The 22,954-nt window shown below is 62.4% G+C and carries 16 protein-coding genes and 1 pseudogene; 2 read left to right on the top strand and 15 right to left on the bottom strand.

The window, feature by feature from the left end:
- Positions 1 to 813: pseudogene (locus ACDA63_RS15200) on the top strand (penicillin-binding protein 1C); the annotation flags it as partial.
- 603 nt (positions 814 to 1,416) lie between these two features.
- Here ACDA63_RS15200 and murB read toward each other — a convergent pair.
- The 15 genes from murB to ACDA63_RS15125 form a co-directional block, all read right to left on the bottom strand.
- Positions 1,417 to 2,439: a UDP-N-acetylmuramate dehydrogenase gene (gene murB / locus ACDA63_RS15195; RefSeq protein ID WP_373664121.1), complete on the bottom strand. Its 1,023-nt coding sequence runs from the start codon at positions 2,437 to 2,439 to the stop codon at positions 1,417 to 1,419.
- 196 nt (positions 2,440 to 2,635) lie between these two features.
- Positions 2,636 to 4,120, bottom strand: a complete 1,485-nt coding sequence (locus tag ACDA63_RS15190) for a glutamate synthase subunit beta (protein ID WP_373664120.1) — start codon at positions 4,118 to 4,120, stop codon at positions 2,636 to 2,638.
- 17 nt (positions 4,121 to 4,137) lie between these two features.
- Entirely contained in the window at positions 4,138 to 8,817 is a 4,680-nt protein-coding gene (locus ACDA63_RS15185) for a glutamate synthase-related protein (RefSeq protein ID WP_373664119.1), read from the bottom strand.
- 226 nt (positions 8,818 to 9,043) lie between these two features.
- Complete coding sequence (locus ACDA63_RS15180) at positions 9,044 to 10,120, bottom strand: hypothetical protein (protein ID WP_373664118.1); 1,077 nt, start codon at positions 10,118 to 10,120, stop codon at positions 9,044 to 9,046.
- Between the two features lie 8 nt (positions 10,121 to 10,128).
- The gene (locus ACDA63_RS15175; RefSeq protein ID WP_373664117.1) at positions 10,129 to 10,851 is read right to left on the bottom strand and encodes a type II secretion system protein J; all 723 of its coding nucleotides are present in this window, start codon (positions 10,849 to 10,851) and stop codon (positions 10,129 to 10,131) included.
- 6 nt (positions 10,852 to 10,857) lie between these two features.
- Positions 10,858 to 11,253, bottom strand: a complete 396-nt coding sequence (locus ACDA63_RS15170; RefSeq protein ID WP_373664116.1) for a hypothetical protein — start codon at positions 11,251 to 11,253, stop codon at positions 10,858 to 10,860.
- A 35-nt stretch (positions 11,254 to 11,288) separates the two neighbouring features.
- Positions 11,289 to 11,708: a Tfp pilus assembly protein FimT/FimU gene (locus tag ACDA63_RS15165; RefSeq protein ID WP_373664115.1), complete on the bottom strand. Its 420-nt coding sequence runs from the start codon at positions 11,706 to 11,708 to the stop codon at positions 11,289 to 11,291.
- Positions 11,695 to 12,183: a type II secretion system major pseudopilin GspG gene (gene gspG, locus ACDA63_RS15160; protein WP_373664114.1), complete on the bottom strand. Its 489-nt coding sequence runs from the start codon at positions 12,181 to 12,183 to the stop codon at positions 11,695 to 11,697. The genes ACDA63_RS15165 and gspG overlap by 14 nt, the downstream gene beginning before the upstream one ends.
- Before the next feature lie 8 nt (positions 12,184 to 12,191).
- The gene (locus ACDA63_RS15155) at positions 12,192 to 13,400 is read right to left on the bottom strand and encodes a type II secretion system F family protein (protein WP_373664113.1); all 1,209 of its coding nucleotides are present in this window, start codon (positions 13,398 to 13,400) and stop codon (positions 12,192 to 12,194) included.
- Positions 13,393 to 15,108 (bottom strand): GspE/PulE family protein, encoded by a 1,716-nt coding sequence (locus tag ACDA63_RS15150; RefSeq protein WP_373664112.1) that lies wholly within the window; start codon positions 15,106 to 15,108, stop codon positions 13,393 to 13,395. The genes ACDA63_RS15155 and ACDA63_RS15150 overlap by 8 nt, the downstream gene beginning before the upstream one ends.
- A 224-nt stretch (positions 15,109 to 15,332) precedes the next feature.
- A complete protein-coding gene (locus tag ACDA63_RS15145) occupies positions 15,333 to 17,120 on the bottom strand; it encodes a hypothetical protein (protein WP_373664111.1) in 1,788 nt (595 codons plus the stop codon).
- A gap of 314 nt (positions 17,121 to 17,434) precedes the next feature.
- Positions 17,435 to 19,600 carry a secretin N-terminal domain-containing protein gene (locus tag ACDA63_RS15140; RefSeq protein WP_373664110.1) on the bottom strand — a complete coding sequence of 722 codons (2,166 nt, stop codon included), beginning with the start codon at positions 19,598 to 19,600 and terminating at the stop codon, positions 17,435 to 17,437.
- A gap of 77 nt (positions 19,601 to 19,677) precedes the next feature.
- Complete coding sequence (locus ACDA63_RS15135) at positions 19,678 to 20,109, bottom strand: hypothetical protein (RefSeq protein WP_373664109.1); 432 nt, start codon at positions 20,107 to 20,109, stop codon at positions 19,678 to 19,680.
- A 2-nt stretch (positions 20,110 to 20,111) separates the two neighbouring features.
- Positions 20,112 to 20,639 carry a hypothetical protein gene (locus tag ACDA63_RS15130; RefSeq protein WP_373664108.1) on the bottom strand — a complete coding sequence of 176 codons (528 nt, stop codon included), beginning with the start codon at positions 20,637 to 20,639 and terminating at the stop codon, positions 20,112 to 20,114.
- Between the two features lie 241 nt (positions 20,640 to 20,880).
- On the bottom strand, positions 20,881 to 21,948 hold the full coding sequence (locus ACDA63_RS15125) for a hypothetical protein (protein WP_373664107.1): 1,068 nt from the start codon (positions 21,946 to 21,948) through the stop codon (positions 20,881 to 20,883).
- 393 nt (positions 21,949 to 22,341) lie between these two features.
- On the opposite strand from ACDA63_RS15125, the gene ACDA63_RS15120 reads away from it, so the two are divergent.
- Positions 22,342 to 22,953, top strand: coding sequence for a DapH/DapD/GlmU-related protein (locus ACDA63_RS15120; protein ID WP_373664106.1), 612 nt, complete (start codon positions 22,342 to 22,344; stop codon positions 22,951 to 22,953).
- The last annotated feature ends 1 nt before the right edge of the window (position 22,954 follow it).

The raw sequence follows: 22,954 nt of genomic DNA, 5'->3' as shown, positions 1-22,954 counted from the left end.
TCGCTGACCAACGCCTACCGCGCGCTCGCCAATGGCGGCCAGTGGACGCCGACGCAGTTCGTGACCGCAGTCCCGCAGCCGCCACAACAAGTGATGGGCGCGGAGGCGGCATTCATCATCGGCGACATTCTGTCGGACCCTGCCGCGCGCGCCATCACCTTCGGCATGGCAAGCCCCTTGTCGACGCGCACCTGGGCGGCGGTGAAGACCGGCACCAGCAAAGCCATGCGCGATAACTGGGCGGTGGGCTTTACCGACCGCTATACGGTGGGTGTGTGGGTGGGGAATTTCTCTGGCGCGCCGATGTGGGACGTCTCCGGCATTACGGGCGCCGCACCCGTGTGGCGTGACATCGTCGAATACCTGCATGCGGATATCCCCAGCCACCAGCCGGCACCACCATCGGATGTCGTGGCGCGCTCGATCAGCTTCACGCCCGCCATCGAAGCACCACGCCAGGAATGGTTCCGTGTCGGTACAGAGCCTGCCGACGCTGGCGCCCAACGCGTGCCGATGCAAATCACCGCAGGCCGGCCACGGCTGATCGCCCCCCCGGACGGCGCCATCGTCGCCCCCGACCCGGACATCCCACAGCGGCGGCAATCGATGCTCATCCAGGCCGCCTCACCCGCACCTGCCTGCCTGAAAGTTAACGGCAAGCAACTCGCGCCCTGCGGCACGCACAGCACCATGCTGCCACTGCCCGCCCCCGGCACGCACAAGGTGCAACTCATGTCCCCTGATGGAAAAGCGCTGGACGAGCACACTTTCACCGTCCGTGCCATCGCACGGCCTGTGGCAAAGGAGGAGTGAATGCGTCACTCGTGACGATGTGGGAAAGCGAGGAGAAACATGGCGCGCACGCGCCGAACAAATGCGCAGGAACGGAAGAAGTGCCCCGCAAACCTTACGTGGCCGAAAATGCGGGAGGCGCAGGTCCGTTCATGATGTCGTCAAAGCATGAGCTTTCGCCTTTCGCCCAGACAACCCTGCTGCGCGATTCGGGCTCCCCATTCAGCGTCGCCGAGCAGCAAAGGTTGCCCCGCGTAGCGGGGTCGGCGAGGACTGTCTGAGGCGCGCAGCGACGAGTTCCACAGCCGCCTTCTTGACCGGGCAGCGCAGAGGATCAGCCGTCGGCCAACGATGCTGTGGGGCCGCTTCTTTGGTCACTTTCTTGTCGAAAACAAGAAAGTGATTCGCCCGCCGGGCGAACTCCCGGCCGTCGGGCACGAGCAGTCGAGATCAAGCCAAGTTGGCAACGAACTGCAAAAGGAGTCCTCCGTAGCGCTGCGCCTTATCCTTCATCGCCTGCCAGCGTACTCACGAGGTCTCGACGATCCAAGAACAGCGAGGGCCTCCACAAGAAGGGACCCTCACGAAGCACGGACGCCGACACACCACAAGTCCGCGCCACGTTCAGATCAGGACTGGCTCCTGCTCCAGCATCACCCCGAATCGATCCCGCACCGCCGCGCGGACGGTATCCGCCAACAGCAGCACGTCTTCGCCCGTGGCACCGCCACGGTTCACCAGGATGAGCGCCTGGCGCTCGTACATGCCGACCGGCCCGAGATCGCGCCCCTTCCAGCCCGCCTGATCGATCAGCCAGCCGGCCGACACCTTTACCGAGCCATCCGCCTGCGGGTAGTGCGGCAGATTGGGGTAGTGCTGCGCCAGTGTCGCGAAGCGCTCGGCCGACACCACGGGGTTCTTGAAAAAGCTGCCAGCGTTGCCGAGCAGACCTGGGTCCGGCAGCTTGCGCGAGCGGATCAACACGACTGCGTCGGAAACATCGATCGGCGTCGGGTCGGTGACCTGGGCGCGCTCCAGCTCCTGTGCCACGTCGGCGTACGCGAGCATGGGATTCCAGGTCTTGGGCAGACGGAACGTGACCGATGAAATGACGAAGCGATCCGCCGCTTCGTGCTTGAACACGCTGTCGCGATAGCCAAAACGGCAAGCTTCGCGGTCGAAGGTGATGACTGCGCCGCTCTTGAGGTCCACCGCTTCGAGCGCAAAGAAGCGATCGGCCATCTCAAGCCCATAGGCGCCGATGTTCTGGATGGGCGCCGCGCCCACCGTGCCCGGAATCAGCGACAGGTTTTCCAGCCCCGGCCAGCCGTTTTCCAGTGTCCAGCGGACGAAGTCGTGCCAGGCTTCGCCCGCACCCGCGCGCACGTACCAGGCTTCGTCGTCCTCGCCGATGAGTTCGCGGCCGGGAATGGCCACGCGCAACACGACGCCTTCGACGTGCGGATTGAGCACCACGTTGCTGCCCCCGCCGAGTACGACGATGCGGCGCTCGGCGAGTTCGCCGCCCTTGATCAAGCGGATGAGCTGTGCGACGGAGACGATATCGATGAAGTCGTCGGCGAAGGCTTCCAGACCCAGCGTGTTGAACGGGGTCAATGGCACCTTGTGTTCGAAGGCCAGTTGCATGTTCTGATTTATTTGCAGCAAGACACTTGAGGACTATAGCGCGCCGTTGGGCGGCGGGTTTTGCCGTTCATCCCTGTTTGCAGGCAGATCAGCCAGCGAAAAAGGGCGCACGGGGCGCCCTTTTTCGTCACATTGCGGTGATTCTGCCGGATTTACTCCAGCCGGGCACGTTCGCGGCGTGCCCTGATCGCGCGGATCAGCGCGGCAGCTCGGTCGTTCCCATCAGGAACTCATCGACGGCGCGAGCGCATTGGCGACCTTCGCGGATCGCCCAGACGACCAGCGATTGACCACGGCGCATGTCGCCGGCCGCGAAGACCTTCGGCACGTTGGTGGTGTAGGCGGTGTCGCCTTCGGTGCTGGCGCGAGCGTTGCCACGGGCGTCCTTGTCGACGCCAAAGGCTTCGAGCACGCCGCCCACCGGGTTGGTGAAGCCCATCGCGAAGAGCACGAGGTCGGCCGGCAGTTCTTTTTCCGATCCGGGCACTTCGGACATCTTCATCTGGCCGGTCTTTTCGTCGCGCTTCCATTCGACGCGCGCGGTCACCACCGACTTGACCTTGCCGCCTTCACCGCGGAATTCCTTGGTGGTGATGGACCAGTCGCGATCGCAGCCTTCTTCGTGCGACGAAGAGGTGCGCATCTTGAGCGGCCAGTACGGCCACACCAACGGCTTGTTCTCTTGTTCCGGCGGCTGCGGCATCAGTTCGAACTGGGTCACGCTGGTCGCGCCATGGCGGTTGGAGGTACCCACGCAGTCGGAGCCCGTGTCGCCACCGCCGATCACTATGACGTTCTTGCCAGTCGCCTTGATCTGGTCCTTGAGCTTGTCGCCCGCGTTGACCTTGTTCTGCTGCGGCAGGAATTCCATCGCGAAGTGAACACCGTCCAGCTCGCGGCCCGGCACCGGCAGATCGCGCGGCACTTCGGAACCACCCGCCAGCACCACGGCGTCGAACTGGCTCATGACGTCCGCCGCGTTGATGGTGGTCTTGGCGTCCGAACCGACGCCGGCCGGTAGCTTGCCGTCGCCGATCAGCACGCTGGTCTTGAAGGTCACGCCTTCGGCTTCCATCTGCTTGACGCGCAGATCGATGTGGCCCTTCTCCATCTTGAAGTCGGGGATGCCGTAGCGCAGCAGGCCACCGATGCGGTCACGCTTTTCGAACACGGTCACGTCATGGCCGGCGCGCGCCAGTTGCTGCGCAGCCGCCATGCCTGCAGGGCCCGAACCGACCACGGCAACCTTCTTGCCGGTCTTGACGGCCGGCACTTGTGGCACGACCCAGCCGTTTTCCCAGGCCTTGTCGATGATGGCGTGTTCGATCGACTTGATGCCCACGGGCAGCTCGTTGATGCCGAGCGTGCAGGCTGCTTCGCACGGAGCCGGGCAGATGCGGCCAGTGAACTCCGGGAAGTTGTTGGTCGAGTGCAGCACTTCGATGGCGGCTTGCCAGTCCTGCTTGTACACCAGGTCGTTGAAGTCCGGGATGATGTTGTTGACCGGACAGCCGTTGTTGCAGAACGGGATGCCGCAGTCCATGCAACGCGCGCCCTGGATCTTCGCCTCGGCGTCCGAAAGGTGCAGCACGAACTCACGATAGTGCTGGCGACGGGTTTCCGGAGCTTCGTAGCGCTCGTCCTGGCGCTCGAATTCCATGAAGCCGGTGATCTTGCCCATTTTCAATACTCTCCTGCTTACGCGGTAACCGCCGGCGCGGCGGCAGCGGCGTTCAGTTCCTTCAATGCGCGGCGATATTCCTTCGGCATGACCTTGACGAAGGCGGCGCGTGCTTCGGGCCAGCTCTCCAGCAGCGACTTGGCGCGGAAGCTGCCGGTGTTGCGGAAGTGGTTCTCGATCAGACGACGCAGCAGCGTTTCGTCCGCTTCGGCCACGGCACCGCGCTGCGCTGCGTGCCACTGCGAGCTGTCGGACTGCTCGGCGGCCGGCAGTACGCGCTCCAGATCGACCATGGTCAGGTTGCACTTGGCCTCGAACGCGCCGGCAGGGTCGTACACGTACGCCACGCCGCCGGACATGCCTGCCGCGAAGTTGCGGCCGGTGTCACCCAGCACGACGACGGTACCGCCAGTCATGTATTCGCAACCGTGGTCGCCCACGCCTTCGACGACTGCCGCAGCGCCCGAGTTACGGACCGCGAAGCGTTCGCCACCCACCCCGTTGAAGTACGCCTCGCCTGCGATGGCGCCATACAGCACGGTGTTGCCGACGATGATGTGTTCAGGACCGAAGCCGCGGAAATCATTGGCACAACGCACGATCACGCGACCGCCCGACAGCCCCTTGCCGACGTAGTCGTTGCCTTCGCCCACGAGGTCCAGCGTGACGCCGTGCGCCAGGAACGCACCAAAACTCTGGCCAGCAGTCCCGTTGAGCTGGATGTGAATGGTGTCGTGCGGCAGACCGGCATGGCCGTAGCGGCGGGCGACTTCACCCGACAGCATGGCGCCGACGGAACGATTGACGTTGATGATCGGCGAGATGAACGACACGCGCTCACCACGCTCCAGGGCGGGCTGCGCCTTCTCGATCAGCTTGTGGTCGAGCGCGCGCACCAGCAGGTGGTCTTGCTCTTCGACCTGCACGCGCGGCACGTCGATGGCGACGTCCGGCTGATGGAAGATCTTCGTGAAGTCCAGGCCCTGCGCCTTCCAGTGATCGATGGCCTTCTTCTTGTCGAGCAGATCGGCGCGGCCGATCAGTTCGGCGAAGGTGCGGATGCCCAGTTGGGCCATGATCTCGCGCACTTCTTCAGCGATGAAGAAGAAGTAATTCACCACGTGCTCGGGCTTGCCCGAGAACTTGCGGCGCAGCGTCGGGTCCTGCGTGGCCACGCCCACCGGGCAGGTGTTCAGGTGGCACTTGCGCATCATGATGCAGCCTTCGACGACCAGCGGCGCGGTGGCGAAGCCGAACTCTTCGGCACCCAGCATGGCGCCGATGACCACGTCGCGTCCGGTCTTCATCTGACCGTCGGCCTGCACCACGATGCGGCCGCGCAGACCGTTGAGCACCAGCGTCTGCTGCGTTTCGGCCAGGCCCAGTTCCCACGGCGTGCCGGCGTGCTTGATCGACGACAGGGGCGAGGCGCCCGTGCCACCGTCATGGCCGGCAATCACGACATGGTCGGCCTTGCACTTGGCAACGCCAGCGGCCACGGTGCCCACACCGACTTCCGACACCAGCTTTACGCTGATCGAAGCGGACGGATTGACGTTCTTCAGATCGTGGATGAGCTGAGCCAAGTCCTCGATCGAGTAGATGTCGTGGTGCGGCGGGGGCGAAATCAGGCCCACGCCCGGCACCGAGAAGCGCAGCTTGCCGATGTATTCGGAAACCTTGCCGCCAGGCAGCTGGCCGCCTTCACCGGGCTTGGCGCCCTGGGCCATCTTGATCTGGATCTGGTCGGCCGAAGTCAGGTATTCGGCGGTCACGCCAAAGCGGCCCGAGGCAACCTGCTTGATCTTCGAACGCAGCGAGTCGCCTTCCTGCAGCTCGATGTCGCGCTCGATGACGTCGTGGCCGAGCAGGCCCGCCAGCGTTTCGCCCTTCTTGATGAAGATGCCCTTCATCTCGTTCTTGTAGCGCTTTTCGTCCTCGCCGCCTTCACCGGTGTTCGACTTGCCGCCGATACGGTTCATGGCGATGGCCAGCGTGGTGTGCGCTTCCGTCGAAATCGAGCCGAGCGACATGGCGCCCGTGGCGAAGCGCTTGACGATGTCCTTGGCCGATTCGACTTCGTCCAGCGGAATGGCGCGCGACGGATCGATCTTGAATTCGAACAGACCGCGCAGCGTCATGTGGCGCTTGCTCTGGTCGTTGATGATCTGCGCGTATTCCTTGTACGTCTGGAACGAGCCGGCGCGCGTCGAGTGTTGCAGCTTGGCGATGGCGTCCGGCGTCCACATGTGCTCTTCGCCACGGACGCGGAAGGCGTATTCGCCACCGGCGTCCAGCGCATTGGCCAGCACGGGGTTGTGGCCAAATGCCAGCTTGTGCAGGCGGATGGCTTCTTCGGCGACTTCGAAGATGCCGATACCTTCGACGTTCGACGGGGTGCCGCGGAAGTACTTGTCGATCAGCTCGCGATTCAGGCCGATGGCCTCGAAGATCTGCGCGCCACAGTACGACATGTACGTCGAGATGCCCATCTTCGACATGACCTTGTTCAGGCCCTTGCCGACCGCCTTGGTGAAGTTCTTGATGGCCTTTTCGGCGGACAGTTCGTCCGGCATGTCCTTGGCCATCTCGCGCAGCGTTTCCATCGCCAGGTACGGGTGGACGGCTTCGGCGCCGTAGCCGGCCAGCAGGGCGAAGTGATGCACTTCGCGCGCCGAACCGGTTTCCACCACCAGGCCGGTGCTGGTGCGCAAGCCCTTGCGGATGAGGTGCTGGTGCACCGCACTGGTGGCCAGCAGCGCGGGAATCGCCACGCTGTCGGCGTCGATCATGCGATCGGACACGATCAGGATGTTGTAGCCCGAACGCACGGCGTCTTCGGCTTCAGCACACAGCGAAGCGATGCGCGCTTCCACGCCCTCGTTGCCCCAGGCAACCGGGTAGCAGATGTTCAGCTCGAACGACTTGAACTTGTTGTCGGTAAACTCTTCGATGTGGCGGATCTTCGCCATGTCCTTGAAGTCCAGTACCGGCTGGGACACTTCAAGACGCATCGGCGGGTTGATGTTGTTCAGGTCGAGCAGGTTGGGCTTCGGACCGATGAACGACACCAGCGACATCACGAGCTGTTCGCGGATCGGGTCGATCGGCGGGTTCGTGACTTGCGCGAACAACTGCTTGAAGTAGTTGTACAGCGGCTTGAGCTTGTTGGACGTGACGGCCAGCGGCGAGTCATTGCCCATCGAGCCGATGGCTTCTTCGCCAGCGGCAGCCATCGGCGCCATCAGGAAGCGGATGTCTTCCTGCGTGTAACCGAATGCCTGTTGGCGGTCGAGCAGCGAGGCACGCGAAACAACTTGCGGCTCGGGGCCGTCGACTTCGTCGAGTTTGATCTGGATGCGCGAGATCCACTCACGGTACGGCTTGGCGTTGGCCAGCGAATCCTTGAGTTCCTTGTCGTCGATGATGCGGCCGGCTTCCATGTCGATCAGGAACATCTTGCCCGGCTGCAGGCGCCACTTCTTGATGATCTTGCTCTCGGCGATCGGCAGCACGCCCGATTCGGACGCCATCACGACCAGGTCGTCGTCGGTCACCAGATAGCGGGCCGGGCGCAGACCGTTGCGGTCCAGCGTCGCGCCGATCTGGCGGCCATCGGTGAAGGCCATGGCGGCGGGACCGTCCCACGGCTCCATCATGGCAGCGTGGTATTCGTAGAAGGCGCGGCGGTTCTCGTCCATCAGCGTGTGTTGTTCCCACGCTTCCGGCACCATCATCATCATGGCCTGGACCAGCGGGTAGCCGGCCATGGTCAGCAGTTCGACGCAGTTGTCGAAGGTGGCCGTATCGGACTGGCCTTCGTACACGATCGGGTACAGCTTCTTCAGGTCGTCGCCCAGCACGGCGGACTTCATCACGCCTTCGCGGGCACGCAGCCAGTTGAAGTTGCCCTTGACGGTGTTGATTTCACCGTTGTGCGCCAGCATGCGGTACGGGTGCGCCAGCGGCCATTCCGGGAAGGTGTTGGTCGAAAAGCGCTGGTGGACCAGGGCCAGCGCCGAGATGCAGCGCGGATCAGCCAGATCCTTGTAATAGACGCCGACCTGGTTGGCCAGCAGCAGACCCTTGTACACGATCGTGCGGGCCGACATCGACGGCACGAAGTATTCGCCGCCGTGCTTGAGGTGCAGTTGCTGGATGGCGTGGCTGGCCATCTTGCGGATGACGTACAGCTTGCGCTCGAGCGCTTCGGTCACCATCACGTCCGGGCCGCGACCGATGAAGATCTGGCGGATCACCGGTTCCTTGGCGCGCACCGTCGGCGACATCGGCATGTCGCGGTCGATGGGCACGTCGCGCCAGCCCAGCACGACCTGGCCTTCCGCGCGTACGGCACGTTCGAGTTCTTGTTCGCAGGCCAGGCGAGAGGCGTGTTCCTTCGGCAGGAAGATCATGCCGACGCCGTATTCGCCGAAAGGCGGCAGCTTCACGCCATGGGTGGCCATTTCCTCACGGAAATACTGGTCGGGAACCTGGATGAGGATGCCGGCGCCGTCGCCCATCAGCGGGTCGGAACCCACCGCGCCGCGGTGATCGAGGTTTTCCAGGATCTTCAGACCACCCTGGACGATGTCGTGGCTCTTCTTGCCCTTGATATGGGCGACGAAGCCGACGCCACACGCGTCATGTTCATTGGCGGGATCGTAGAGTCCCTGCTGTTGGGGGCGCATTTCCATGTTTCACTCCTGGCCGCCGTCAAGACGTGCGGCGCCTGCTTAAACGTGGACGCGACTATAAGACCATGCCGGCAGCGGTGCCAAGCGATAATAAATGGGGTCGGAGTAATAATTATAAATGCACAGTTTTAGTGCGGGCTTTATATGGGGACAGAGTTATTTCAAAAGGCAATCGACGTGGCGTGCGCGGATTTGGGGCAGGTGCGATGCGCGCGGCGCGCCTGCCTTATGGCGAAATGCCGGTTGGAGTTGGACCGCGCGAGCGGCTAGAGCGGAGGGCGACGGATCTCGTCGTCGAGATTGACGGCAAAGGCGGACACATCCGGCAGCGGCGATAGCGTGTCGGGCAGGTCGTCAGGCGGAAGTGTCGGACGTCATTGAACGTCCACGGGTGCAGACGCGATGCGGGGGTGATCGTCAGCGTGCCGCGTAGTGCGAGCCCGCTTTCTTTCATCGCGACTGTCAGGATGGTCACCGGTCCGGGATAGACGACAGGCCGGTCGACGCGCAGCAGGTCGGACGCTCGTTGAAGCCCGGTGTAGGGCGCGACGAGCGCTTCGAGGGTGGTTGCGTCGATACCACGCTTTTCGATGAAGTCCTTTGCCTGCCGCTCGCTCATTCCGAGCGCGGCGACAAGAACGCGCCAGGTCGCCGTCGCCGGATTTACGCCGGTTCCCGGACAAAAGACGAGGTTATCGAGTATCGGGCTGTCGCCCTTCCACAGCGCGTGCTCGCCGCGCCACCCCTGTACGCGAGCAAGTTCAGCAGTCGCCGCAAGCTCGTCGTCGCGTGGCGGCATGAGGTCCGACCGAACGTAGTCCTCTGTCTCGGCGCCCTGCAGACGTCGCAGAGAATCCGTATCGACGTAATCATCGAGTGTGTCCAGCAGCATGCCGATGCGCTCGGGAGACAACCCGTAGGTTGCAAGGAAGCTCTCCTTCCACGCGCGAGGCGCCGTGCGCAGGTTGAGCAAGCCCCGAGCATCTTGCAGAGACACCGCCACGCCGTCGCCAATGTCGTACCAACGCCCGTCCAGACGGATTCCCACAGCGTCATTGCCCAGGCCCAAGGGGGTGCGTGGCGTGGTGGTGAGTATGAAGGTCATTCTTGCCAGCGCATCGTTGAGCATTCGTTCACTCGCGATGGCGGTCTGTTCGGCACGAGCCAGACGGAGTGCGATCGATATGCGCTCCCCCGCATAGCCGCCGGCCAGCGCAAGGATGACCAGCGCGGCAATGGTGAGAATCAGCACGTAGCCACGCTGCGCACCGCGCGGTTTCGGGCAAGTAGGACGCTCTCGCATGATGACGATCATTTCCCCAACGGCGGACGGAACGGCTCTGGGCTTTTGCGCACGCGTGTCGCGCTCGGTGGCGCCCACGCCTGCGATTCCCCCGCCCCCCCCGGCGGCAGGATCGGGGCCGCGGTCAACGTGCTGGTCCAAGGGGCCGACTCCACACGGGCGAACCACTGCGCCGTGGGCACTTCGTCGCCCTCGCGGCTGATGACGAGTTCGATTGCCGTGGGCACCCGCTCGCTCGTCTGCTTCAGCTCGCTCCACGACGCCAGTGGCTCCCCTGCTTGCGTGCGGTAGACAAAGCGGCCGGTGGCGTTCTCCCATGATGCCATTTGCATTTCGATTCGATCGGCGCGATAGAGCAAACTGAGGCGGCCGTCGGTATCGCGCTCGAGGCTCAGCGACATGGCTTCGGGCGCAACCATCATGTCGGCGCGCAATGGTCGCAGCGTCAGCGCCCGAAAGCCCTTCTCGTCGCCTTCGAAAGCATCGGTCGAGCTTTCGCCCAGGGGCGCCAGGCCGCCGATCAGTTGCCGATACCACGCATGGGCCCGCATGCTGCTCTCCCCTTCGCGAACTTCTCGCGCGAGCGTCTCCTGCACACGAAGGATGTAGTAATTGGCGCCCATCAGGAGCGTCATGAGCAACGAGGTGATCGCAAGCGCGACCAACAATTCCATGAGCGTGAAGCCACACTCGCCGTGGGCGTGTGATTGGCGGAGCGGCGGGCGGGGCATGGTGGCTTACTTCGGCAGATCGAACGTCCGCGTGAGGCGAGGCGTGACCACTACGGCCTCGTCCTCGAACCACGCCTCGTCAGATGAACCGCTGAGGACTTCGTAGCGGTATTTGAAGAGCAGCACGTCGTGCGTGCCGAAGCCGCGCGGGTACCCCGTCTGCGGCCCCTGCCCCAAGGTCTCGCGCTTCCACTTGATGCGCAGTCCGCCCGCTTCGAGCTCGCCCTGAGCCTGCCGCGCATCAGGCAGCGTCCGCATGATGGACTGCGCCGTGCGTGCGGCCTCCGTACGCTGATAGTGCGCGCGCAGACGCCCGACGGAGTGGAGACCGTTTTCGGCCCACATGACGATGGCCACACCCACTGAGGTGACCAGCACGAGGGCCACCAGGACTTCGATCATGGCGAATCCGCTTGTGCCGCGACTGACGTGTCCGTTCATTCGGCAACGACCCGGCAGTCCGGCGCCTGTATCGAGAACTCGGCAAGGATGAGAGCCGCGGCGTCGATCACCGTTCCGGTCGACGCCGAACAAAGCTGGTCCGGCGTGACAGTCAGCGGAGGATCGAACAGCACTTGCCAGCCCTGCGGCAGGGACAGAATCTGCTCCCCGCCAATGGCGACAGGCTCCACGACGCTGTCCAGGCTCAGGGGTACGCCGAGCAGGTGCGCCCATCTTGGCAACTGGCGGATGTCTTCGTAGATCGATGCAATGGCGTAGCGCTGCGTCGAGCGGTCGATCATCTTCATGAAGCTCGGTCCGACCAGACCCATCATCAAGGCAATGAGGGCGAGCACCACCATCAGTTCGAGCAGGGAGAAGCCCCGACACCGCCGGCGGCGTTCACGACCGGCCAAGATCGCTCGAATCCGATCTTGGCACCATGCCGACGTCAGCGTCATAGCCCTCCCCGCCGGCCTTGCCGTCCGCACCGAACGAATAGATGCCAAAAGGACGGCCGTCAGGCCCGGGGACGACGTATTGGTATGGATTTCCCCAAGGATCGTTGGGCAGGGCATCTTCGAGATAAGGGCCGTGCCAGCGCCTGGCGAGTTTGTCGTCGCCCGGAGGAATGGTCAGCACGGCAAGGCCTTCTTCAGCACTCGGGTAGACGCCCAGATCCAGTCTCATGGTTTCGATCGCGCCGCGCAGCAATTTGACCTGCGTCTCCGCAGTCTGGACCTTGGAGGAATCCACCTTGGAGAACAGCTTGGGACCGACCAGACTTACGATCATGCCGATGATGACCAGCACGACGAGCATCTCAAGCAAAGTGAAGCCGCGCGATGCACGCGGCTGCGGGCGATTCCCGCCTGTGTTCCGGTAAGACATAGGTAACCTCAGAATTTCACATCCGACAGGCTGGCCATGGCGAGCACGACGCCCACCATGACAAACCCGATGACTGCCCCCAGGCAAAGAATGCTGGCCGGCTCGATCAGCGATACGACTCTGCGCTGCATCGACTGATTCTTGTCGTTCCAGTAGTGGGCCACGTGCTCCAGCATCGGACCGAGTTCGCCGGATTGCTCGCCGACGCGCACCATCGATAGTGATGTGGGTTCGAGCAGGCGTTGATGTTCGATCGCCTGCGAAAGACGCCTGCCACGATTGACCTCGGCGCGCAGGTTTCGCAACTTTGCGGTGGTGGTGCTCAGGCGTACCGAACTGGCCGCTAGTTCCAGCGCGGGCAGAATGCCCACCTTGCTCTGCAACAGCATCGACAGCCCGGTCGTCCAGCGCGCCGTCTCACCGCTATGTATCCATTCGCCGATGACGGGCAGATGGGCTGCGCTGGCAAGCAGGCGAACGCGCAGACGCGGGTTGCGCGCGGCGGCGACGACGCCCGCGACAAGCAACGCGATCGCAACGATCGACTCGATGAAATAGGCGTTGAAGAATGCGCCCGTGCGAAGCACGACCACCGACATCCACGGCAAGGTGTCGAGGCGACCTCGCAACAGGGTGGCGAACCGTGGTACGACAAACGCAAAGATGAACAGCACCGCCATTGTGCCGGTACCGATCAGGATGCTTGGATAGACCATTGCTTCGCGCGTTTGGGCACGCATGCGGGCGTCGAAGTCCATCTGGTCAGCGGCGCGGCTCAGTGCGACCCCCAGGTTTCCGGTCGCCTCGCCCGCCCGCACCATGGCGAGGACGTATTCCGGCAATCCGAGTGCGGCCTTTTCGAGCGCGCTCGAAAAAGTCTCGCCGCTGTGGATCGATCTCACCATGACTCCGAGAGGCCCGTACAAGGCTGTCTCGCGGTTGGCGTCGCGCAAGGTGCTCAACGCATCGGCCAGGCTGATGCCGGCGTTTGCCAGCGTCGACAATTCGCGTACCAGCACGACGCGCGCCGCGTGGGTAACCGACGGGCGACGCCAGTTGTGTCCGACGGGGGTGGCGGCAGACGCATCCTTGAGGTCGAACACCGTCAGGTGGCGATCCTCAAGTGCGGCCATTGCGCTGACCATGTCTGCCGCCGTGATGGTTCCGCTTTCAGTGTGCCCACCTGGGGCGGCAGCCTTGAATACGTAGTCAGGCATCGCCGCTCCCTTCCGGCAGGTAAGCAGCACCAGCAACGGCCATCACTTCGGCGAGGCTCGTCAGGCCCCGCGCGGCCTTCAACAAGCCGTCCTCGCCGAGTGTGCGGAAGTCGGCGCCAAGTGATCGAAGGAGATCCTGATGGCCGGCGGACTGCTGGCTCAAGGCCGCGCGCAGGGCGTCCGTGGCCGGGAGCAATTCGTAGACCGCCGTGCGGCCCCGGTAGCCTGTTCCGTCACACGCATCGCATCCCACGGGCTGCCGGAACGACCAATCGGCCGGCCGGACGCCATGCCGTTCGAGAAAGGCGCGAGCCTGCGCCGGTATCGTCGCCCGCTCGGTGCTGCTCATGGGTCTACTGCAGACAGGGCACAGACGCCTGACCAAGCGCTGCGCAAGTACACCGCGGACCGTCGCGCCGACGAGGAACTGTTCGACGCCCAGATCCACCAGGCGCAGGAAGGCTGTGGGCGTGTCGTTGGTATGGAGCGTCGAGAAAACCAGGTGGCCGGTGAGCGAGGCTTGAACGGCGATGCGGGCTGTGTCGATGTCGCGGATTTCACCGATCATGACGACGTCGGGGTCATGCCGCAGAATTGCGCGCAGTGCGGCGGCAAAGGTAAAGCCGATATCGGCATTGACCTGGAATTGCGTGACACCATCGATCTTGTATTCGACGGGGTCCTCGACCGTCAGGATACGTTGCCGCGCCGAATCGCACGCCGATAGCGCGGCATAAAGGGTCGTACTCTTTCCGGAACCCGTCGGGCCCGTCACCAGAACGATGCCATCCGGTAACGACATCCATTGCTGGAATGTTGCAAGATGGTCCGGCTCGAAGCCAACACCTTCTAACGAAAAGCGCTTCTCCTGCGACACAGGCAACAGGCGCATGACGATCGATTCGCCGAACACCGATGGGATGACCGAGACGCGGACATCGGTCTCGACCCCCGCCGCGCGGCTCGAAAAGCGACCGTCCTGCGTCAAGCGGCGCTCGGCAATGTCGAGACCGGAAATCAGCTTTATGCGACTGACGACCGCGTCAAACCGATCGCGCGGATAGTGTTCGACAAACTGGAGATGCCCGTCGACGCGATAACGCACCGAGAATCCATATTCGAGCGGTTCGACGTGAATGTCGGATGCGGCCTTGTCGTTCGCACGCGCCAGCATCGCGTTGACAAGCTCTACCACGGGGGCGTCTTCAGCGAGGCGTCGTAGATCCTGTTCGCCAGCGCTCTCCGCGCCGACCCGATAAACCTCCGTCAGCAGCCGTTCGAAATCGCGCTGGGCAACAAGGGCACAACTGAATGCCGTATCGGGAAAAAGCCGCCCGACCAGGTATTCCTGCAGCTCCGAGTCCAGCGGGTCACGCGATATGACGAGGGGACCATCATCTTCAATGGCCGGAACCACGAGAAACTCGAGCCGCTGTGCCAAGGCGCGCGAGACACCGCGATCGCGGTGAAACTGTGCAATGTTGGCGGCGACCCCGGGTTTGCTTTCAACGACAAAGACCGGAATGTGCAATTGCTCGCTCAACGCACTCAACAGCGTCGACTCGGAGATCAGCCCAAGACGTATCAATAGCGCGCCAAGGCGGTCGGAGCCGCTCTCACGCTGCAATTGCAGCGCTTTTTCCAGACCTGCCTCGTCAATGGTTCCCGCATTAACGAGCATCTGCCCCAGGCGAGTGACTTCATTCATTGCCATCTAGTTATCGAATACCTGACTTGCATGACACGTTCCGGACGACCCGGGACAATGGCCAGCCTTGATGACCTCAAGGGTGCTATGAGAACCGAACACCATGAAGAGCGTGATGACTTCGCGCAGCCAGTCATGTCTCTACGCGGCAAGCGGGCACCTCAACGAAAAAACCCCCGGAGCTTTCGCTCCGAGGGTTTAGCACTTGAGAGGACTCAGGGTGCTTAGTTGCCGTGGTTCAGGCCTGCTTGCGCATCCTGATCCAGCGTCGTGTCAATCGTGCCGGAACGGCTGTCGTCATAGGTGAAATCCACACCCTGCGAACCGGAGGCCTCGATGAAGTTCTGCGAAGCCGGGTTGTACAGATAGTTCTGCACACGCAACGTCGAACCATTGTCCGAAGTGATACGCAGACGCGGTGCATCGCCTTCCGTTGCCACTGCGTTCGTAGCATTTTCACCAGACACAGGGCTAGCCGGTGCATTGGTCAGCTTGGCATCGACATCTTGCGGCAGCATTTGCAGCACTGCACGCGGCGCCAGCGTCGCCAGCTTGCCCCACTTGCCGTACTTGCCGTCACGCTGAATGTACTGGCCGTACACGTCCATCGTATCGGTTTCGCTGTTATTGATCAGGCGGATCACCGACAGCCAGCCGTCCTGACGACCGTTGGAAGCATAGTTACGGACATCAATCTTGATGGAGCCAGACAACGGATACAGCGGGCCCTTACAGAAGTTGTTCTGCTCGTTCTTATGCTCACCAGCGCTAGCCTTGACCAACGTCGCTGCCGTCACGTTGAACGACGATGCGGGAACCGGGGTGGTCGCATTCTTGACGTCGTAGCAAACGTGAACGCGATAGGAGCCCTTGTTTGCGCCAAATGCGTTTAGAACTTGGTTCGTCGGAATCGTTAGCGTAATCGGGCCTGCCATGTTAGCCGACGTTACGGGAACCGACGTGGTGGCTATTTCGTTCGCATTACAAGCATTGACGGCCGGCGTACCATTTGTGACAGGTGCCTCCTCATAAGCCAGAAATACGCGACCGCCTTGCACGAAACCTTGCGACGCCGCCACTTTGACGGTAGCACTCTTGACCTCCACCTTACCATCAATGTTCGCAGCGGTGCCGACGTTGGACATCTCAGACAACAGGTACTCGTGCTTAAGGTCTGAATCGTAGCCCTGGGCATTCTGGGTCAGATACACCTGCCCCAAGTCAGCGATGTATTGCGTCGAGAACGACGACGTCCACGGCGCTTCACCCGTATAGGTCGAACCCGTGAAGTACATGTTGTTGCCGCGCACGTCCAGCTTGGCATTGGTGGACGACTTCACCACGTTGACAAGGATATTGGTCGGGAAGGTGATCAGCGTCGTGGCGTTCGTCGAACCGGAACGCAGGTGTTCATCGGGCGTCGCGTTACTGTCCACCGCCAACTGGGTCGGCTGAGACAATGCGACATAGTGTTTGACCGACACAGGCAGCGTCTTGACGGAAACGTCACACTCTTCGACCGTACCCACAATCTGCTTTAGATTGACAATGGTAGGGTTATTCTCGGGAGTGACGTAGTCGCTGGCTATGGAAATCAGCGGCTGCTTCACCAGACTTTTCGGCTTAGCGGCGAAGACCGTGATGGTCGCGTACAGGGTCTTGTCGTCATCGGACTTCCTCAGCTCAACGACTTCATAATCTGTACCAAGGTCCAGAACATCCGCCGTAACACCGTCAGTCACCTTGATGTGACTGAAGGCGCCGGCCTTGTCCCACTTGGCGTTGCCGCCCAAGGTGAATTGGACTTGGAATGTCTGGGCATTGAGACGCGCATCAACGTCACCGAAGAAACGATACGAGACCGTCGGCGAAGTAACCGGCTGGTTGTCGGCAGTAATGACCTCGCGAGCGATCGACGTCGACGATGCCTGAATTTGACCTGCATAGCTGGCGGTAGCGGCCGCACCTGCCAGGGCGCCCACGATCAGGCGAAAAATGAGTTTCTGTTTCATCTAGATATGTCCTCTAACTTTAATGCCGTTGGATTGCATGCCCCCGGTAGGAAATATGCGCATGCGGCCTATAACTTCGGCGTCGTTATTATTGGGTGGACATTCGCTCGTCATCTTGCCTGCTATCAACACGAGCCCGCCGATATGACGGGGTATTTTTCCTAGATGAATCTGCAACTTCTTTGGCATATGCCGATGAATTTCATCGACTATTTTTGCAACCCGTTTGCATGTTTAGATCTTGTTGCACGGGCCTTTTCTTAGGCCCCTACTTTGACTGCACATATGGGACGTAGCTACTTGTTATCCGCCCCCTAGTCCATTTCCGAACCAGGTGCCTCAGTCGCGTCGGCTTCCTGCGCCGTAGTCTCGCCCTTCTCGCCTTGTTTGACATCGGCGCCCTTGAGCAAGGGCTTCGCCCATGGCATCCGGTTAACAAGTGCCTCGCCGACGGCTTGTGCGTCGAAGTCGTCCGCCAATGCGTATGCGGTGATCAGAACGATCAACTCGGTGCGGTCGGTGGCGTTTGTACCGCTCTTGAAGGCGTAGCCGATGGCGGGGATGTCCTTCAACCACGGGATGCCCGAATCGGTGTTGTTGCGTTGATCGCTCATCAGGCCACCGAGGACGATAGTGTTGCCATCCATCGCGGTGAGCTTTGTCTGGATCTTTCGTTGCGAGATGCTGGGCGATAGCGCGCCGCCTGCGGCACCTTGGATGGCTGCGCTGACCTCCTGGCTGATGTCGAGATCAATGCGGCCACCGGCATGAACGACTGGGCGCACGGTCAATATGATGCCGGTATTCCTGTACTGGATTGTCTGTAGCACACCGCCATTCGATGAGTTCGTATTGGCATCGCTTTGCTGGCTGGTGATGACAGGGACCTCCTGCCCGACCTGGATGGTTGCCGTCTCGCCACTACGCGTCAGAATGGTTGGATTGGACAGCATGTGAACGCGTGCCGTGCTGGCCAGGGCGTTGAACAACACGATCGGCGATGCCTCGGAGCCATAGAGCCGCAGTGCGAGCCCCGCATTGGGAACCGCGAGTTTGGACAGGGCCATGGAACCGCTCAGGCCGCCGATCTTGATAGCGTTGAGAAACCACTGAAAACCAAGCTGCTCGGATTCGTTCAGGCTGATTTCGGCCACCGAGACCGACACCAGCGCACTCTTCGCAGGACGATCGAGTTCCTTCAAAAGACCGAACCACTGCTGGTACTCGGCCGCCGACGCCTGAACGATGATCGAATTGGATGCCTTGTCGACCACCGCGCGACCGGAGCGCGTCGATGCGGGCGCGCTTGCTGCGCCCGCCGAGCCAGCAGCCGCGGCTGCAATGCTTGAAGACTGTCCGCCGCCCATGACGGCGGAGAGCGTTTGAGCAATGTCGGAGGCGTCCGCATGCCGGACGGGGTAGATGAAGTAATTGCCGTTGCGCGCCTGAGTCGGTTGATCGAGTTGCTCAACCCATTTGACGATGTGATCGATCACTTGCTGATTGTTGGCGAAGACGATCACTGAGTTCACTGCGGGCACTGGAATCATCAGTACCGGCGCGTTTGAGCCCGTCTGCATCGACGAGTAGTAGCCCTCCGCTACCAGGATGTCATTGAGCCGTCGGGAAAGCTCTTCAGCCGACCAGTAGACCGGAGACAGGCGAACACCGGTGCGCCCCCGCATGAGCGGTTGGTCCAGCACACCCAATGCCTGTAGCGCCGCATTCACGTTCTGCTGCGCTCCGCTGATCATGATCGCGTTGCGGGCGTTGTCTTCCTGCAGGGTGACCTTGTTCTGGAATGTCGTGCGCAACCAGCTCACCGCCTGCTGTGCGCTTGTGTTCTCGAGCTCGGCCAGATAGAAGATTGGGCGCACAGCATCGGGGACTTCCGGCAAGGCACGCCCGCGCCGGATCTCCGGTAATGAGCCCACGTCTGCGTTGTCCAGCACGAACCGCGTGACGCCGGGGAGCTCCTGGATGGTCACCCCGTATGCACGAAGAACGGTCTTTGCCGCCTCGTAAAGTTCACTCGGCTTTTGCGGTTTGCCGCTCCGCATGGTTACCAAATCGCGCCGCTGTTGGACCTGCGGATCGATGTTGATGGTCTTTTTGAGGACGACGCCGAACACCGAGTCGATGAACTGCGGCAGCGGCATGGCATTGAACACGACGCTGGCCTCCGACCCCGGCGTGTCAGGTTCTTTGTAGGGCGGCAGAGCGGATTGCTGGTTCGCCTTTCGCGACGGCGGCAGAGACGGCGTCGTCGCGGTCCGCGGGCGCGCAGCAACGCCACTGCCGTCGAGCTCCCGCGTTTCCACTTCGGTGTCTCGCGCCCGCGCGGGAACGTCGATGCGCGAACCGGTGAGCCAATCGCTGGTCGCGCAGCCCGACGCTGCCAATAAACCAAGTACAGGGACGAACGGTTTGAAGCGGCGCAGGAATCTATAAGAGGCGCGCTGAGTGAACGGGTGCGGCATGGTCTTCCGAAGGGCGGGCGACGACAAGGCGGGCAAGTCGAGCGCCCCAGAGACGCTCGATCGGCCCCGACATGTCGTCAGTTGAGGAATGGATGGTTCTGCGATTTGCCATCGGCACCGCGCACGGTCACGCCATGCGGAGTGACGGCGAGCAGGCGGCTGCCATCCGGCAGGGTGTCTCCGACACCGAAGCGCTGAGTCTGGCCCGATGGGGACGCCAACAGGACCGCCATGGCATTGCGCTCCTTCACGAATGCGACCCGCGTCCAGGTTTCAGCGACTGGCGCGGATTGTTCAACCGGAGCAGCGACGGCGACAGCCCAGATACCGTGGCGATTGAGCTGGTCAGTTGCGCGGCGAACGCTGCCGCGCGTCGGCAATTCGAGGTCGGCGCCACGGGACGGCGAGGGCTGCGGCGCGGGGGTGATGGCACTGGAGTCGCTGAACCACGCGACAGCGGCAGCCATCATCCAGGCGACGACGATAATGAATGCGAGTCGGACGATCATGGCTACCACCTCACCTGCACGATCTTTTTCGGAGCGGGCGCGGCCGGCGCCGGGGCCGGAGCGCCATTCGACGGCGCGCCCGCATCGGCGACGATCGCCCCTGCGCGGTCGGTTCCCGCAATCGGAATCACTCTGGCCACGGTCACCACAGTCATGTCGACGCGGCCTTCGCGGGCGCTGGCATTGAGCTGTTCGACGGCGGACAAGCGGCTCGCCCCTTCGATGGCCGCAAGCGCCTTGGTGAGCCCCCCCGCATTGAACGCGAAGCGCACGCCGGCGCGCAGTTCGACCAGCCCGCAGGCGCCATCGGCACACGTCCCGCTCGTGCTCGACGGCGCAGTGGCGGCGGCGCCCTGCGGGACATCGCCGCTCAACGAGCGGAAGGTCGGTTGAGAAACGCGGGCGTCATTCACGCCCGCCGCCCGCATCTGCGTGGTGATCCATTCCGCAAACTCGGCCTGGCCGATCGTGGGTGACGAGAATTGCCAGATGGTGTCTTCGATCTGGCGCGTCAGAGCAGCCAGACGCATGCGTTGTGCAGCCTGCGTGGCTGAATCGCCCGCTTGCTGCTTTAGCAGCCGCTGCCGCTTTTCCGCATCGGCGAGACGGTTTTGCGTAGCGTTCCGTACATCTTGCAAGTGAAGCACGCCCCACAGCATCAACGCGCCCGCGCCGACCCTCATCCAGATTCGTAGTCGATGGTTAGCGCGCAGTTCGGCGCGCAATGCGTCGATCCGGCTTGGCCGCGCCGACGTGTGAGCAACTCGGGATTCAGCCCTTTGCATTGGAGACCTCCCCAGAACGTGGCTTGGCGTCTTTTGTGCTCGCGGCAGGCTCCGCACTCGGGGACAGTTCGGCTAGCGTCGCCTGAATCCGCAAAGTGCCGGCAGGCGGGTCGGGCAACAACATGACATCCGAGAACAAACCGGACTCTTCCAGGCGCGTCAGCACGTCGCCACTCTTGGCGTTGCCACTCACTCTGACGGTCAGGATCGCGCGCCCATCACGGCAAGCCCAGTCCGTCAGGACGGCGCCGACATCCTGGCCAAGAATACGTTGCTCCGCCAACGCGGAGAGCCATTCGAGCTGTCTCGTGTAATTCGCCAGCGTACGTGCAGCGGATACGGTCGGCTGCAGCGCACGCAGACTCGAGTCGATCTGGCGTGTGGCGCGGCCCTGTTCAAGCAGGTCCTTCTTTTCCGCGGCGAGCCGGGCAATCCGTTGATTCGCACGCAGGATCTCCACCCCCTGTCCAATGGCAACACACCCCGCAACCAGCACGAGCAGGCACGTGAGCCACGTTGTCATGGCGACGCGCGGTGCGGCACCGCTACACATGCACCAACCCGACTGCGGGCGACGACTCTCAGGCAGCGTCACAGGTCGATCGATGCCGAGGCCGGCCTCGGCGTCGACCCCCAGATCGCGCAGAAATGCCAACCTGTCCTGTTCGTCCGGAGATGCAGCGAACCACCGCGAGCGATAGAGGCCTCCGTGTCCCCTGCCTTCGAGCTCGACGCCACGACGACATGCGACGAATCGGGCGCCAGCGGCCAATGGTTCGCGCCAGAGTGGCTCCGGCCACGGAAGCGCCCGTGATGCCGTGATCGGGGCAGGCAGATCTGCGTCGTCCCAATACCAGACGGTCGCGACGTCATCGCCGGCGCGCCACGCAAAACCCGGTTGCGCCACCACGCCCAGTTGTTGCAGGCGTAGCTTGATCGCGGCCTCGATGTTCTTGCGTGGCACGCCGGCCACGGGAATCGAAATGAGTGAGCACTTCTGTCGGTCGAGCAGCGCGTCCGGCGCGGCAAATCCGACCGTCTTCAGGCCATTCAAGAGTGCTGCTTGTATCTTCTGTATCAGGTTCATTTCCAGTCAGTCGGCGTTACATCCATCGGACTTTTCTTTCCGATATCACAGTCAAATGGAATGCGCCGCGCAGCATGATTACCTTTGGCATTCGATCCGTTTTCGGTTTGATTTTCGTGAATTGGAATCGCATGGAAGGGCGATAATTTTAGATTCGCTTTTCGCACTCATCTTTGCCAAAGAGCAGCCGCATTCAGGTTCCATGGCAAAGGCATAACCCATACAAGACTTTGTTTTTTAACCAAGATTTTTCCGAACACTCGGAAGCTCCACAGCTTTATTACCGAATGACATAGGCATCGTGTCTGCAGCAGAAAGAATTTTCCCAACGCAACCCAATTTGGCTATGCAGGACGCGCGGTGACTATCTGGACCGACGCGACCGGCATTCCACCGGTGGCCTACGCACATCCGCACATTGATCAGATGGGGGCGGGCTGCCGCATCGCGGACTCCGTGTCATTCGTGCGTCAGCGGCCGGACGTTTGCACCGCGCGCATTTCGCTGGGCGAAGGGGTCATGCTCTTTGACGGCGTACGCCTCGTCCTGGGTGCAGACCTTCATACGAGCGCGTTCATCCGCATCGGCGGCGGCAGTGTGATCAACGTGGGTTCGTATCTGTCTGGCGAAGGCGGACTCGACATCGGAGAGGGCGTTCTCGTCGGCCCGCACGCCGCCTTGCTCAGCGCGGGCCATTCACTCGACGCCGCCGAACCATGCGTGGCTCGCAACCCGCTTACCCGCGCCCCGGTGCGCATCGGCGCGGGAGCCTGGATCGGCGCGCGCAGCATCGTCCTGCAGGGCGTGACGATCGGAGAAGGTGCCGTCATCGGTGCGGGCAGCGTCGTCACGCGTGACGTCCCGCCAATGGCGGTGGCGGTCGGTAATCCGGCACGCATCATGAGATACCGCCACGCTCAACGCGGCTGGCGACGGCTGGCAACGTGGCTGGGCATGGGTCAAGTGACGTGAG

This window comes from Uliginosibacterium sp. sgz301328 (genome assembly GCF_041807905.1).
Taxonomy (GTDB): domain Bacteria; phylum Pseudomonadota; class Gammaproteobacteria; order Burkholderiales; family Rhodocyclaceae; genus JBGVSA01.
The sequence above is the reverse complement of the archived record's forward strand: the minus strand, read 5'-3'. Positions and strand labels throughout refer to the sequence as shown.

Bases quoted from the DNA above. Each gene is read 5' to 3' on its own strand.
- ACDA63_RS15130 (WP_373664108.1), bottom strand. From the start codon at position 20,639: ATGCGTCTGGCTGCTCTGACGCGCCAGATCGAAGACACCATCTGGCAA.
- ACDA63_RS15190 (WP_373664120.1), bottom strand. From the start codon at position 4,120: ATGGGCAAGATCACCGGCTTCATGGAATTCGAGCGCCAGGACGAGCGC.
- ACDA63_RS15145 (WP_373664111.1), bottom strand. From the start codon at position 17,120: ATGAAACAGAAACTCATTTTTCGCCTGATCGTGGGCGCCCTGGCAGGT.
- ACDA63_RS15170 (WP_373664116.1), bottom strand. From the start codon at position 11,253: ATGATCGAAGTCCTGGTGGCCCTCGTGCTGGTCACCTCAGTGGGTGTG.
- ACDA63_RS15185 (WP_373664119.1), bottom strand. From the start codon at position 8,817: ATGGAAATGCGCCCCCAACAGCAGGGACTCTACGATCCCGCCAATGAA.
- ACDA63_RS15155 (WP_373664113.1), bottom strand. From the start codon at position 13,400: ATGCCTGACTACGTATTCAAGGCTGCCGCCCCAGGTGGGCACACTGAA.
- gspG (WP_373664114.1), bottom strand. From the start codon at position 12,183: ATGTCTTACCGGAACACAGGCGGGAATCGCCCGCAGCCGCGTGCATCG.
- ACDA63_RS15175 (WP_373664117.1), bottom strand. From the start codon at position 10,851: ATGCCCCGCCCGCCGCTCCGCCAATCACACGCCCACGGCGAGTGTGGC.
- murB (WP_373664121.1), bottom strand. From the start codon at position 2,439: ATGCAACTGGCCTTCGAACACAAGGTGCCATTGACCCCGTTCAACACG.
- ACDA63_RS15150 (WP_373664112.1), bottom strand. From the start codon at position 15,108: ATGAATGAAGTCACTCGCCTGGGGCAGATGCTCGTTAATGCGGGAACC.
- ACDA63_RS15140 (WP_373664110.1), bottom strand. From the start codon at position 19,600: ATGCCGCACCCGTTCACTCAGCGCGCCTCTTATAGATTCCTGCGCCGC.
- ACDA63_RS15180 (WP_373664118.1), bottom strand. From the start codon at position 10,120: ATGCGAGAGCGTCCTACTTGCCCGAAACCGCGCGGTGCGCAGCGTGGC.
- ACDA63_RS15135 (WP_373664109.1), bottom strand. From the start codon at position 20,109: ATGATCGTCCGACTCGCATTCATTATCGTCGTCGCCTGGATGATGGCT.